Raw genomic sequence first — 13420 nt, 5'->3', positions numbered from 1 at the left:
CACTCCCCACGACAGCCCGCCGTCGCGGACGATTTACGCTGGTCGGGTGACTTCAGCTGATTCTGCCCGCACCGCATCGACGGCCCCGGAGGCGAATGTGCCCGGCCACCGGTACACCGCGGAGCTCGCCGGTGAGATCGAAGCCCGGTGGCAGCGCACCTGGGCGGACCAGCACGCCTACGAGGCACCCAACCCGGTGGGGCCGCTGGCCGGTGACCTCAGCACCGTCGGCGGCGCCGCACCCGACGCCCCGGACAAGATGTTCATCCAGGACATGTTCCCGTACCCGTCGGGCGCCGGCCTGCACGTCGGGCACCCGCTGGGTTTCATCGCCAGCGACGTCTTCGCCCGCTATCAGCGGATGACGGGCAAGAACGTGCTGCACACGATGGGCTTCGACTCGTTCGGATTGCCCGCCGAGCAGTACGCGGTGCAGACCGGTACCCACCCGCGCACCACCACCGAGGCCAACATCGAGCGGTACCTGGGTCAGATTCGTCGCCTGGGACTCGGCCACGACGAACGGCGCCGGGTGGCCACCACCGATGTCGACTTCTACCGCTGGACGCAGTGGATCTTCCTGCAGATCTACAACGCCTGGTACGACGTCGACCAGCGCAAGGCGCGGCGCATCGACGAACTGATCGCCGAGTTCGATTCCGGTGCCCGCGCGGTGGGTGACGGCCGCGAGTGGGCGACATTGTCGGCCGCCGAGCGGACCGAGGTCATCGACTCCTATCGGCTCGTCTACCAGAGTGACTCGCTGGTCAACTGGTGCCCCGGGCTGGGCACGGTGCTGGCCAACGAAGAGGTCACCGCCGACGGCCGCAGCGACCGCGGCAACTACCCGGTGTTCCGTAAGCACTTGCGGCAGTGGATGATGCGGATCACCGCGTACTCCGACCGACTGCTCGACGACCTGGAACTGCTGGACTGGCCCGACAAGGTCAAGACCATGCAGCGCAACTGGATCGGACGCTCGCGCGGTGCCCAGGTCCGGTTCGCGAGCGGACCGCACGCCATCGAGGTGTTCACCACCCGTCCCGACACCCTGTTCGGCGCCACCTACATGGTGCTCGCGCCGGAGCATCCGCTCGTCGACGCGTTGACCGCCGAGGGATGGCCCGCCGATACCGACGAGCGCTGGACCGGCGACGCGGCCGACCCGGCTGCGGCGATCAAGGGCTACCGCGCCGCGATCGCGGCCAAGTCGGATCTGGAGCGTCAGGAGAACAAGGAGAAGACCGGTGTGTTCACCGGCTCCTTCGCCACGAATCCGGTGAACGGGCAGCAGATCCCGGTGTTCATCGCCGACTACGTGCTGATGGGCTATGGCACCGGCGCCATCATGGCCGTGCCCGGCCACGACGCGCGTGACCACGAGTTCGCGTCTGCCTTCGGGCTGCCGATCCGCGAGGTCATCGGCTCCGAGCAGGGAGTGGAGTCAGAGGCCTACACCGGCGACGGGCAGCTGGTGAACTCCGACTACCTGAACGGGCTGTCGGTGGAGGATGCCAAGGCGGCCATCGTCGAGCGTCTGGAGGCCGAGGGCGCCGGTACCGGGAAGATCCAGTACAAGTTGCGCGATTGGCTGTTTGCCCGCCAGCGCTACTGGGGCGAACCGTTCCCCATCGTCTACGACGCCGACGGCGTGGCCCATCCGCTGCCGGAATCGATGCTGCCGGTGGAACTCCCGGAGGTCGACGACTACGCGCCGGTCTCCTTCGATCCCGAGGACGCCGACAGTGAGCCGTCGCCGCCGTTGGCCAAGGCGACCGACTGGATGACCGTCGAACTCGATCTCGGCGACGGTTTGCAGACCTACACCCGTGACGCCAACGTGATGCCGCAGTGGGCCGGCAGCTCCTGGTATCAGCTGCGCTACATCGACCCGACCAATGAAGAGACGCTGTGCGCCAAGGAGAATGAGGCCTACTGGATGGGCCCGCGGCCGGCTCTGCACGGGCCCGACGATCCGGGTGGGCTCGACCTCTACATCGGCGGCGTCGAACATGCCGTGCTGCACCTGCTGTATTCGCGGTTCTGGCACAAGGTGTTGTTCGACCTCGGCTTCGTCACCAGTAGGGAGCCGTATCGGAAGCTGTTCAACCAGGGCATGATCCAGGCCTACGCTTATACCGACTCGCGTGGACTCTATGTTCCCGCCGAGGAGGTGGAGGAACGCGACGGCGCCTTCTTCTACAACGGCGAGAAGGTGACTCAGGAATACGGAAAGATGGGCAAGTCGCTCAAGAATTCCGTTGCACCCGACGACATCTGCCGAGACTACGGCGCCGACACGCTGCGCGTGTACGAGATGTTCATGGGTCCGCTCGATCAGTCACGGCCGTGGGCGACCAAGGACGTCGTCGGATCGCAGCGCTTCCTACAACGTATCTGGCGCCTGGTGGTCGACGAGGAGTCCGGGGCCCTGCGCTGCAGCGACACCGAACCCGACGACGACACGATCCGGTTGCTGCACAAGACGATCGCCGGTGTCCGCGAGGACTACGCCGAACTGCGCAACAACACCGCGGTGGCGAAGCTGACGGTGCTGACCAATCACCTGACGAAGAACTTCGAGAAGACCGGCGCGCCACGTGCGGTGGTGGAACCGCTGGTGATCATGCTGGCGCCGCTGGCTCCGCACCTCGCCGAAGAACTCTGGCATCGGCTCGGCCACGACGGATTGCTGGCGCGGGGTCCGTTCCCCGAACCAGATCCTCAGTGGTTGGTCGAGGACACCATCGAGATCCCCATCCAGGTGAAGGGCAAGGTGCGCAGTCGCATCACCGTTGCCGCCGACGCCGACGAGGCGACTGTGCGGGCCGCCGCCCTGGCCGATGAGAAGATCGCCCCGCTGCTCGACGGCGAGCCCCGCAAGGTGATCGTGGTGCCCGGCCGGATGGTCAACGTCGTCCCGTAGCGCGGGGCCGTGTGGCGCGCGCCTGTCCAACCGCGCACCCATCGCGCTCGCGCGCACGTCGCGACATGCGCGCGAGCATGACGGGTGCGCGGATAAATTCGATGCTCAGGCGGCCGAGAGGCTGAGTCGGGCGAGCCAGTCCCGGATCAGTCCGACGACTCGCCCCTGCTCGAGGTCGTTCCAGGTCCAGCGGATCACCATGATCCCCATCTTCCGCAGCTCGTCCTCCCGGTTCTTCTCTCGCTTCATCGCGTCGAAAGGCGATTCTCCGGGTTTGAGGTGTTTCCGGTACTTCACGTCTCCGTCGAACTCCCCGACGAGGAGTCCGCCCTAGTCGTAGTCGGTTCGCGCGACCAGCTTTCCATTCTCGCCACGGAACTCATGCTGCAGGCGTGGGATCGGCAGTCCGGCTTCGATCATCTGCGCGCGTCCCCATGACTCGCCGGGGTTCTCCGATGCCCCGTCGGCGTGATGCAATGCCCGGCGTGCCTGGGCGATGCCGGGACGCCGACGCCGCAGCATGACCGACATCGCCGTGTGGTCGGCGCCCAGGCGAAGCGCGGCATCGAAGACGGCGAGCGCACCGGCGAAACCCATTGACGTGGTGCACGCGATGTCGACGGCGGTGCGTTCTAGGGAGGTCACCCGGATGCCGTCGACCAGTACGACCTCTGTTGGTTTGAGTTCCCCGACATGTGCATGCCGCGTAGCGCTGCGGTGACCGCCCGACTTCGAACCGGTCGTGACGTGGACGCGGCGCAGGTTCGGCTTCAGCATGGGCAGATCGTGGACGGTGGCCGCGGATTGATGGCTCACGGTGTGATCCGGTTCGGTGGTCTCGAGCACGGCGATCGCCTTGAGACGATGCAACTGTTCGGGAGTGCGTTCGGCGGCCAGTGCCGACACCCCCGGAATCAGGTGGATGAGGTCGTGCTTCCGGTGTGCTCGGGCCAGTTCGGTGTCGGTGTAGCCGCCGGCGAGGGCCGAGCAGCGATGGACGAGGCCATGTCGATCGGTGGGAAAGGCAGTCACACTCTTTGGACGCGCCAGACGGACCGTAGGTTTCATCCACGGCAAGTGCGCATCCGCTGTGAGTCCGCGCACGTCGCGACATGCGCGGCACCGCAGCGGCTGCGCGGTTGCGGCCCGCTACTTCGGCGGGAGCTTGCGTGCGTAATCGGAGCCGAGGGTGACCCAGCGCTGCAGCTGACGTTCGGTGCGGATGCCCTCGTCGGAGACGCGTAGCCATCCGCGTGCCTCGCGGCCGGACATGACCATCGGTTCGGTGTGGTCGAACTCCAGCAGCCCCTGGGTCTGCTCGGGCGGGACACGCACCATGATGCCGCCCTGCCCACTGGCCGCCAGCGCCATGTTGCCGTTGATCAGGAACGCGAGGCCACCGAACATCGACCGCTCGTCGACCCCGCATTCGGTCGAGAGCATCCCGCGGATGCGATAAGCGAGATCGAGGTCGTATGCCACGCGTAAGAGCCTAAATCCTCAACGAGAGTTGCAAAAGAACCGCGTGGGGTTGGAAAAGAACTTACTCCCCAGTAAGATGTGCGCATGGCGATCAACCTGGAGCTCCCGAAGAAGTTCGATTCGACGGTCGAGCGCACCCACATGGCGGCTGAGCACATCTTCCGCCCGATCTCCCGCAAGTACGACAAGGCCGAACACGAGTATCCGACCGAGCTTGATGAGCTGGGCAAACTCGCCAAACAATCGCGAGCTCAGGAGCGGGAATCCGACGGCGAGGCGACGTCAGCAGACGCCGACGGCCCGTCGGCGAACGGCCCCAACATGCGCGCCCTGATCTCCGCTCGCGAGATGAGCTGGGGCGACGTCGGCCTGCTGCTGTCGATCCCGGGCCAGGGACTCGGCAACGCCGCGATCGCCGCGGTCGCCACCGAGGAACAGCTCGAGAAGTTCTCCGGGGTGTGGGCCGCGATGGCCATCACCGAACCCAGCTTCGGTTCGGACTCGGCCGCGGTGTCGACGACGGCCACCCGCGACGGCGACGACTACCTGATCAACGGTGAGAAGATCTTCGTGACCGCCGGTTCCCGCGCCGACCACGTGGTGGTGTGGGCGACGATCGACCGCAGTGCCGGGCGCGCGGCCATCAAGAGCTTCGTCGTCCCGATGACCACCGATGGGGTGACCGTCGCTCGCCTCGAGCACAAGCTCGGCATCAAGTCGTCGGACACCGCCGTGATCCGCTTCGAGAACGCCCGCGTGCCCGCCGAGAACCTGCTCGGATCGCCTGAGGTGGACACCAAGAAGGCGTTCGGCGGGGTGATGCAGACCTTCGACAACACTCGCCCGGTGGTCGCCGCCATGGCGATCGGTCTGGGACGTGCCGCGCTCGAAGAACTGCGACGCATGCTGGAGGAAGCGGGCCGCGAGATCGACTACGACGCACCGGCAGCCTCCCAGCATGCATCGGTGTGCGAGTTCATCCGCCTCGAATCCGACTGGGAGGCATCGTGGTTGCACACGCTGCGCGCCGCCTGGATGGCCGACAACTCCCAGCCGAACTCGGCCGAGGCCTCGATGTCGAAGGCCAAGGCCGGTCGCACCGTCACCGACATCACCAACAAGGCGGTGGAAGTTGCTGCCACCGCAGGATTTTCGGAGACCATGCTGCTGGAGAAGTGGGCGCGCGACTCGAAGATCCTGGACATCTTCGAGGGCACGCAGCAGATCCAGCAGCTGATCATTGCGCGGCGGGTGCTGGGGAAATCGAGCGCGGATCTGAAGTAACCGCCGGTAGAGCCACGGTGGTTGATCGGTCGGAGTCCCGACGCTGACTCAGGACGGGTCGAGGACGAAGACGGGTTTGTGCCCGGCGTCGGGTCCGGTGAGGATCTCGGGGAGCTGTTCCCACTCGTAGATGCCGCTGGTGACCAATTCGGGATGCAGGGTGCCATCGGCGACGGCTTCCAGAGTCGGTGTCATGTTGGGCCGTGCCATGCCCTTGCCGTTGTGGAAGTTCACGCCGCGTTGATAGAGGGTCAACATGGGGAGTGAGACGTCGTCGAAGTAGATGCCGACGCTGTTGACCGTGCCTTCGGGGACCACTGAGAGCAGTGCTTTGCGCAGCTTGGTGGGATCGCAGGTGGCGTCCACGGCGACGTGAAAGTCTTTGTCGCGCTTGCCGTTGATGTCGTGTACCTCGGCGCCGAGCTTCTCGGCGACCGCCATCCGCACCGGGTCGTCGTCGTAGTAGACGGTGTGCGCCTCGGCGCAGTGGACGGCGACATCGACCGTATACAGGCCGATCGATCCGGTACCACCGAAGACCGCGACCTTGGGATCGGTGATCCCTTCGACGGCCGGCATCACCGTTTCCCAGCCGAGTGCGAAGTTGTCGCCGATGGAGGCGAGGTGGACCGGGTCGACGCCGTCGGGGAGTTTCGCGAGGTTGTAGTCGGCGAACGGCACCCGGATGAGTTCGTCGAAGGTGCCGCCCCACTGGCCGTTCACCGGCAGGCCGTACTGCGCATCGCCGTGCACGAGGCAGCGGGCCGGATGCCCGATGGAGCACTGAGCGCAGGTGCCGCAGGCGATGTGCCATGCGACTCCGACCTTGTCTCCGACGGAAACCGCCGTGCACTCGTCACCCACCGCGACCACCGCCCCGACGCATTCGTGCCCGAGCGGGAAGGGCCCGAAGGGCGAGAACGGAGTTTTGTCGGCGATCACGTGGTGGTCGAGATCGCAGGTGGTCGACGCGATCGGGCGCACAAGCGCGTCAGTGGGATCGACGAGCACCGGCTCGTCGACCTCATCGAATCGCAACTCACCGGGCTTGACGAACATCAGGCTTCTCATCGGGCTTCTCCTGTTCGGGGGTCGGTTGTCAGGCGAACACGGCAACGGTTTGGGTGGCGGTCATCAGGGGCCCTTTATAACGACCGTCATAACACCGCGCACGCTACGCTAGAACGACTGTCATAGGCAAGAGGGAGTGAAACGATGGCCAAGTCGACGGCTCGGGACCAATTGGTTGCGGGCGCGGCCGACATGCTCGGGCGGCGTGGGTTGCGCGCGACCAGCGTCCGCGAACTCGCGAAACACTCGGGGGCTCCGCTGGGTTCGACGTACCACTACTTCCCGGGCGGCAAGTCCCAGCTGGCGGTCGAGGCCGTGGAGTTCGCCGATGCGTTGACGATTCGGGTGCTCGCACGAGAACTCGACTCGTCCGGACCTGTCGCCGGCCTACGCAGCTTTGTAGAGATGTGGCGCGACGTCGTGGTCACCAGCGACTTTCGTGCGGGCTGTCCCGTGTTGGCCGTATCCGTGGAGGAACCCGGCGAGGACGACGCCCCGCTGCGCGCAGCGGAGCTCGCTTTCGAACACTGGACTGACATGCTCGCCGAGTCGCTACGGGCACACGGGGCGAGCGATGCGGATGCCGTGCAGACAGCGACCCTCATCGTTGCCGCCATCGAGGGCACGGTGGCGATGTGTCGGGCCCAGCGGAGCATCGCCGCGTTGGATCGGACAGCGGACGCGCTGGAGCGTGTGGTGCGCGCCGTCATCGACTGAGCGTGGCCGGCTGTTTCACGGATCTTGCTCAGTCGCGCTCGACCTCGTAGCGCAAAAGTACGATTCCGCCCGGAAAGGTACGGTTCTCTACCAGCCGCAGGGAAATCCAGGACGGCAGCGTCGGGAAGAACGGAAGTCCGCCGCCGACAGCGGTGGGAGCAACCACCAGACGGAACTCGTCGACCAGCCCGGCCCGGATGATCGGCGCGGCCAGGGTCGCGCCGGCCACCTCCATTTGGCCGTCGGTCTCGGCTTTCAACTTGGTCGCCACCTCGACCGGGTCGCCGCGTTCGAGGCGGGAGTTCCAGTCGACCGACTCCAGTGTGTTCGAAAAGACGACCTTGGGCATGTCACGCCACACCTGGGCGAAGTCGGTGGTGATCGGGCCGGCGTCCGGGTCCTGATCGGCGGTCGGCCAGTACGCGGACATCAGTTCGTAGAGCCGCCGCCCGTACAGCGACAGCGCGGTTTCCCGCTCGAAGTCATTCCAGTACTGATGCAGTTCGTCGCTGGGTTCGGACCAGTCGATGCTGCCTTGTGCGTCGGCGATGTAGCCGTCCACCGAAACGGTGAAGCCATAGATGAGTGTGCCCATGGGAGTAAGACTGCACCGGATCGCAGAACTCATCGGTGCTTCAGCCGAACCGCTGCGCCAACCAGCCTCCGATCTCCGCGGCGGCCAGGCTCGCCCCGGTCGGCGCGCCCTTCCGTACTGGCCCACCGAAGTGGGTTCCCTCGACGCGGACGTGGGTGACATCATCCGCGCCGAGGGCGTTCACCATCTCCACCGCATCCTCGGGGAAGCAGGCCTGATCGCCGGTCAGTTCGACGAACAGGGTCGGTACCCGCACCTCGGGTGCGCAGCGGAGAAAACCTGCGTTGCTGGACAGGCCCGACCACGTCGAGAGCCACGCCTCGGGTGTGGCGAGCCGGCCGAAGCCGACGAGTCCGTAGTCGGTGAGGTCGGGGCGACGGCCGAACAGCGACCCGTACGGGCGGTCGTTAGGACTCAGCGAGAGGTCGACGAAACGGAGGTCTGCGTCGGTGCGGTAGACGGTCATCACCCGCGGCGCCAACGCCGCTCGACGATCGGCCGGGTCGCCGGAGACCGTGAAGTGCGCACGTGCGCGGCCGGATTCGGCGACGAAATCGCGAGCGACGGCGTCGATGCGCGCCACCCGGTCCCGCTGTGCGGTGCGGTAGCGTTCGATGAACTCCGCAGAGTAGGAGGACGATTCGGGTGGTTCGGCGAACCCGTTGGCTGGGTCGAACGGGTTGAGTGACGGGTCCACACTCAGTGGGTCGTTCTCGTCGCTCACCGACGGGTCGATGAGCCTCAGCAGCAGCTGTCCCTGGCCGGGATGCGGGGCCAGGAAGATCGCGCCGTCGGGAACGGGCATGTCGGCACCGGCGAGGTCGATCGGACGTCCGGCCGGTGTGGCCGCCAGACGATTATCCGGGGCGAGTCCCGCCTGTTCGTGATAGAAGGCGAACAACGCGCCACCGCCTGAGTGTCCCAGCGTCAGAACCGAGCCGAAGCCATTGTCGCGCAGAAAGACCTGACCTGCCGCGGCATCGAGTAGTGCCTGCTCATGGACGAGGTTCAAGTCGTTGTTCACCGACCGCGTGCCCTGCGTCCACACCGCGAAGCCGCGCGCGAGCAGTTCGGGCACCAGCACGTGATGGGTGAGGTCCTGGCGGGGATGCATCAGCGCGATCACCGTCGACGCGCCGGGAACCGTGCGCAGCACCCCCGTGACCTTCGCGCCGTCGGCCGTCGACAGCTCGTGCACCGACGTCGTCGTGTCCGTGGGCTGCTCGGCGGACTCGATATAGCGGCCCGCGCCGATCCCACTCGTGGCCGGCGGTGTCGAGACGATCATCGGCCGGACACCACGCTCGGTTCGACCCGCAGGGCGTCCTTGTCCCACTGGGTGATCCGCGAATCGAGGAGACCGGCGACGCTGCTGTACCAGACCGCATGCCGACATCCGGTCGCACGACGGTCCACGACGATGGCGTCATCGGCGGTGATGCGGAAATACGGTCCGAGGTGCTCGACGGTCACGGCCGGGTCTTCGCCGGCCACCGCGGCAACGGGCTTGTTCTCAGGTACGTCCAGAATGAACAGGGTGGTCATCGAACCGACACCGCCTCGCGCTCGGTTTGCTCCTCTTGCCAGGTCGCTGCGCGTTCGACGATCTTCTCCGCCTTGCGCGCCAGCAGCGCGGCCATGCTCGGATTCGGTTGCGATACCACGTCGATCAGGGCGTCGATGGTGAGATTGGCGTCGAGGTCCTCCTGCGGGGTCACCGGCCGCATCGCCCGGGTGACCTCGATCATGTAGCCGTTCGGGTCGTGGGTGTAGATCGATTCGATGGTCTCGTGTTGGATCTGCATCTCCACCGGCCACTCGCTGCCGTCGAGGCGGCGGCGATATTCCAGCAGGTCCTCCTCGCTGTCGACGTGAATCGCCAGATGCCGCGACCGGATGAACCAGATCGGCACGTCCTCGGCGAACCGAGAGTACGAATCACCCTGCGGTCCACCGTCGAACGGTTCGAGACCGAAGTAGTAGAAGAACGCGAGCCGGTCGTCGTTGCCGATGTCGAAGAAGAAGTGGATGAAGTCGGGGTGTTTGTCCGGTCCCCAACCGGCGGCACAGATCGAGTGGACCACCGGGAAGCCCAGGACGTCACGGTAGAACCGCACCGTCGCGGCCGGATCGAAGGTCGGGTAGGCGACGTGGTCGACGCCACGCACCTTATGGACGAGTTCGCTCATCATTACTCCTTGGGTTGAGCGGGAATGGTTCAGGCGGGTACGGACGCCAGGTCGGCGCGCAGCAGACTGCCGGCTCCGTCGATCGAGGCGGACAGGCCCAGGCCGCGCAGAATGCTGTAGGCACCGGCGGTGGCCGCCGACAGCACCGGGATGCCGAACTCGCGTTCCGCATCGTCGATCAGGGGGAGCGACGGCATCTGCACACAGCACGACAGCACCAGTGCGTCGACGTCGGTGAGGTCGAGCGAGCGGGCCGCGTCCATCACCCGGTCGCCGGGAATGCAGCCGACCTCGGCGTTGTCGGCGACCTCCAGGGCCCGCCAGTCGACGACGGTGAAGTCCTCGGCCTCCAGATAGGCGACAACCTTCTCGGCGAGTGGCCGCATGTACGGCGTGACGATCGCGATCCGCTTCGCATCCATTGCCCGCAGCGCCTCCACCAGGGCGCCGGCGCTGGAGCGGATGATCGCGTCGGAGCCGCCGGTGGCGAGTTGTTCGGCGACGGCACCTTCGACGCGTTGATGCTCGCCGGGTCCGCCGACCATGAGTGCCACGAGACACGCGTAGAGGATCGCGTCGGGCGACGCGTCGGCGATCTCCATGACGCAGCGTTCGCGCTGCGCATTCATCGCCGCGAGTTCTTCGGCCGACACCTGATGCATCCGCATCCGGGTCGAGTGGAAGGAGAACGCGGATACCGGATGGCGGTTCAGCAGCGCCGGCATCTCGGTCTCCACGGTGACGTTCGAACTCGGCACCACGAGGCCGATGCGATGGACACCCATGTGTCTGTGGTCCTTTCGATTTCGGCCGACGAACGGGCCGCTCGACGCCACGTTGACGCCAACGACAATTATTCGACGCAAACGAAAATTCGTCAAGGGTGCGCCACAACCGGTCCTGAACTGGGCAAACAGCCGCGACACGGGCACAATCGGGTGACCGTACTCACATCCAAGCCTTGACAGTGAGTCGTCGGCGTCGAATACTCAACGCCAACGTCAATCCAGCTGACAAAGGAGTACCTGGCCATGGCATACGTGATCGGAGTGGACGTCGGTGGGACGTTCACCGATGCCGTTCTCGACGACGGGAACGGCCTGGTGGTCGCCGGTAAGGCGCCCTCGACACCACCCGACTATTCCGAAGGCGTGATGGATGTCCTCGCGGTGCTCGCCGAGCAACTCGGCCGACCGCTCGACGACATGCTCGCCGATACCCATCACATCGCGCACGGCACCACGTCGTCGCTGAACGCGTTGGTGATGAACAAGGTCCCCGACGTCGGGTTCCTCACCACCAAAGGTCACCGCGACTCGATCTACATCATGAACGTGGAGGGCCGCTACCTCGGTCGGTCGCCCGAGCAGTTGCAGAACGTGATGGCGCAGAGCAAGTCCCACGGACTGGTGGACAAACGCCATGCGCTGGAGGTGACCGAGCGGGTGGACCGCGACGGTCGGGTCATCGTGAACCTCGACGAGGACGAGGTCCGTGCGGCCGTGCGCACGTTGCTCGCCCAGGGCATCAGCGCCATCGCGGTGTCGCTGCTGTGGTCGTTCCGCAATCCCACCCATGAGCAGCGCATCCGGGACATCGTGCACGAGATCGACCCGACGGTGTTCGTCTCACTGTCCAGCGAGGTCAGTCCACGCATCCGGGAGTTCGCGCGCAACGCGACCACCATCATGAGCACCCAGATCGGGCCGGGCCTGCGCGACTACCTCGGCGAACTCGAGGGTCGACTCCGCGAACACCAGCTGGCCGGTCCGCTGCTGGTGATGCAGAGCAACGGTGGTGCGGTGGCCGCGTCGGAGGCGCCGGGCAACGCGATCTCGACTGTGGGTTCGGTGCTCACCGGTGGTGTCGTCGGCTCGGTGTCGCTCGGCCGCCAACTCGGCCACGACAACATCATCGCGACCGACGCCGGCGGCACCACGTTCCTCGTCGGCCTGGTCGTCGATGGCGAGCCGGTGCGGTCGTCGACGACGATCATCAACCACCATCCGATCAACGTGCCCACGCTCGAAGTCCACGCGATCGGCGCGGGTGGCGGAGCGATCGCCTGGCTGGATGCCGGTGGCAACCTGCAAATCGGTCCGCACAGTGCGCAGGCCGTTCCCGGCCCCGCCTGCTACGGCCAGGGCGGCACCGAGCCGACCAACACCGACGCCAACCTGGTGCTGGGTATCCTGCCCGAACGCGGCTTGCTCGGCGGGCGTAAGGCGCTCGACATCACCAAGGCACGCGAGGCCATCCGGACCCGCATCGCGGAACCACTCGGCCTGTCTGTCGAGGACGCTGCCGCCGCCATCTACGCGGTGCAGAACGCCCAGACCGGCGACCTGCTGCGCAAGACCGTCGTCGAAGCCGGCCACGACCCCCGCAATTTCATCGTCTACGCCTTCGGCGGTTCAGGGCCTGCGCACTGCGGGCTGTACGCGCAGGAGATCGGGGCATCGCGGGTCGTCGTCCCGCTCGGTCAGGTCGCCTCGGCGTTCTCCGCCTACGGCCTGGCATCGTCGGATATCGTTCTTGCCAAGGAACTCTCGGACCCAGCCGCGATGCCGCTGGACCCCGCCCGGGTGGAGCAGAACTTCAAGGTGCTCGAGGAGCAGGTTCGTGACCAGCTCGACCGGCAGGGCCTGCACTTCGCGTCTATCGTGATGGAGCGCGAGATCGACATGCGCTACACCATGCAGCTGGCCGAGGTCGCCACGCCGCTGCCCGACGGGTCGCTCACCTCCACCGAGATCGCCGATGCAGCTGAGGCATTCGAGAAGAAGTATGCGGACCTGTACGGCAAGGACAGCGGGTTCCGCGAAGCCGGTATCCAGGCCATCACCTACCGCGTCCGCGGCACCGGCGTCCTGCCGTTCTCTCCTGAACTGCCAGAACTCGCCGTCGCCGACTCCGCCGACCCGAGCGACGCGCACCTCGGGATGCGCAAGGTGTGCCTCGACGGCCGCCGCGGATTCGTCGACACCGACATCTACGACTACGCGGGCCTGCGCGCCGGTCACGTCATCACCGGGCCCGCCGTCATCGAGGTGCCGACCACCACGGTGGTGATCCCGCACGACACCACCGGCGAGATCGACCGCCTCGGCAACCTCACCATCACCGTCGACCAGGCATAAGCCACCAGCCACAGGA

The 13420-nt window shown here is 66.2% G+C and carries 13 protein-coding genes; 4 read left to right on the top strand and 9 right to left on the bottom strand.

The annotated features are described in order from the left end of the window. Positions 1-46: 46 nt before the first annotated feature. Complete coding sequence (leuS, locus tag VX037_RS08535; RefSeq protein ID WP_328713887.1) at positions 47-2926, top strand: leucine--tRNA ligase; 2880 nt, start codon at positions 47-49, stop codon at positions 2924-2926. Between the two features lie 105 nt (positions 2927-3031). On the opposite strand, the gene VX037_RS08530 is transcribed toward leuS, so the two are convergent. The 3 genes from VX037_RS08530 to VX037_RS08520 all read right to left on the bottom strand — a co-directional run bounded on the left by VX037_RS08530 (position 3032) and on the right by VX037_RS08520 (position 4408). Further along, entirely contained in the window at positions 3032-3223 is a 192-nt protein-coding gene (locus tag VX037_RS08530) for a hypothetical protein (RefSeq protein WP_328713886.1), read from the bottom strand. A gap of 33 nt (positions 3224-3256) precedes the next feature. After that, on the bottom strand, positions 3257-3958 hold the full coding sequence (locus tag VX037_RS08525; RefSeq protein ID WP_328713885.1) for a hypothetical protein: 702 nt from the start codon (positions 3956-3958) through the stop codon (positions 3257-3259). A gap of 117 nt (positions 3959-4075) precedes the next feature. Further along, positions 4076-4408, bottom strand: coding sequence for a TfoX/Sxy family protein (locus VX037_RS08520; protein ID WP_235721448.1), 333 nt, complete (start codon positions 4406-4408; stop codon positions 4076-4078). Positions 4409-4492: 84 nt separating this feature from the next. On the opposite strand from VX037_RS08520, the gene VX037_RS08515 reads away from it, so the two are divergent. After that, positions 4493-5692 (top strand): acyl-CoA dehydrogenase family protein, encoded by a 1200-nt coding sequence (locus VX037_RS08515; protein ID WP_328713883.1) that lies wholly within the window; start codon positions 4493-4495, stop codon positions 5690-5692. Between the two features lie 48 nt (positions 5693-5740). Here VX037_RS08515 and VX037_RS08510 read toward each other — a convergent pair whose 3' ends face one another. Beyond that, on the bottom strand, positions 5741-6763 hold the full coding sequence (locus tag VX037_RS08510) for a zinc-dependent alcohol dehydrogenase (RefSeq protein ID WP_328713881.1): 1023 nt from the start codon (positions 6761-6763) through the stop codon (positions 5741-5743). Positions 6764-6907: 144 nt separating this feature from the next. Between VX037_RS08510 and VX037_RS08505 the strand changes: the two genes are divergently transcribed. Continuing rightward, a complete protein-coding gene (locus VX037_RS08505) occupies positions 6908-7480 on the top strand; it encodes a TetR/AcrR family transcriptional regulator (protein WP_235721445.1) in 573 nt (190 codons plus the stop codon). 28 nt (positions 7481-7508) lie between these two features. On the opposite strand, the gene VX037_RS08500 is transcribed toward VX037_RS08505, so the two are convergent. Genes VX037_RS08500 through VX037_RS08480 form a run of 5 tightly spaced genes read right to left on the bottom strand, consistent with a single transcriptional unit; the run spans position 7509 to position 11049 of the window. Further along, positions 7509-8075, bottom strand: coding sequence for a dihydrofolate reductase family protein (locus VX037_RS08500; protein WP_235721444.1), 567 nt, complete (start codon positions 8073-8075; stop codon positions 7509-7511). A 40-nt stretch (positions 8076-8115) separates the two neighbouring features. Continuing rightward, complete coding sequence (locus tag VX037_RS08495) at positions 8116-9363, bottom strand: alpha/beta hydrolase (RefSeq protein ID WP_328713879.1); 1248 nt, start codon at positions 9361-9363, stop codon at positions 8116-8118. After that, complete coding sequence (locus VX037_RS08490) at positions 9360-9620, bottom strand: hypothetical protein (protein WP_287014973.1); 261 nt, start codon at positions 9618-9620, stop codon at positions 9360-9362. Before VX037_RS08490 ends, VX037_RS08495 begins: the two co-directional genes overlap by 4 nt. Further along, positions 9617-10264, bottom strand: coding sequence for a VOC family protein (locus tag VX037_RS08485; protein WP_287014972.1), 648 nt, complete (start codon positions 10262-10264; stop codon positions 9617-9619). The genes VX037_RS08490 and VX037_RS08485 overlap by 4 nt, the downstream gene beginning before the upstream one ends. 29 nt (positions 10265-10293) lie before the next feature. Beyond that, positions 10294-11049, bottom strand: coding sequence for a maleate cis-trans isomerase family protein (locus VX037_RS08480; RefSeq protein ID WP_287014971.1), 756 nt, complete (start codon positions 11047-11049; stop codon positions 10294-10296). 246 nt (positions 11050-11295) lie between these two features. Here VX037_RS08480 and VX037_RS08475 point away from each other — a divergent pair, with 246 nt between their 5' ends. Then, on the top strand, positions 11296-13404 hold the full coding sequence (locus VX037_RS08475; protein WP_328713878.1) for a hydantoinase/oxoprolinase family protein: 2109 nt from the start codon (positions 11296-11298) through the stop codon (positions 13402-13404). The last annotated feature ends 16 nt before the right edge of the window (positions 13405-13420 follow it).

This window comes from Gordonia sp. Z-3, from assembly GCF_036233855.1.
In the GTDB taxonomy this organism is placed as follows: Bacteria; Actinomycetota; Actinomycetes; order Mycobacteriales; family Mycobacteriaceae; genus Gordonia; species Gordonia tangerina.
Note: the sequence above shows the minus strand (reverse complement) of the source record. Positions and strands in the feature narration are given on the sequence as shown.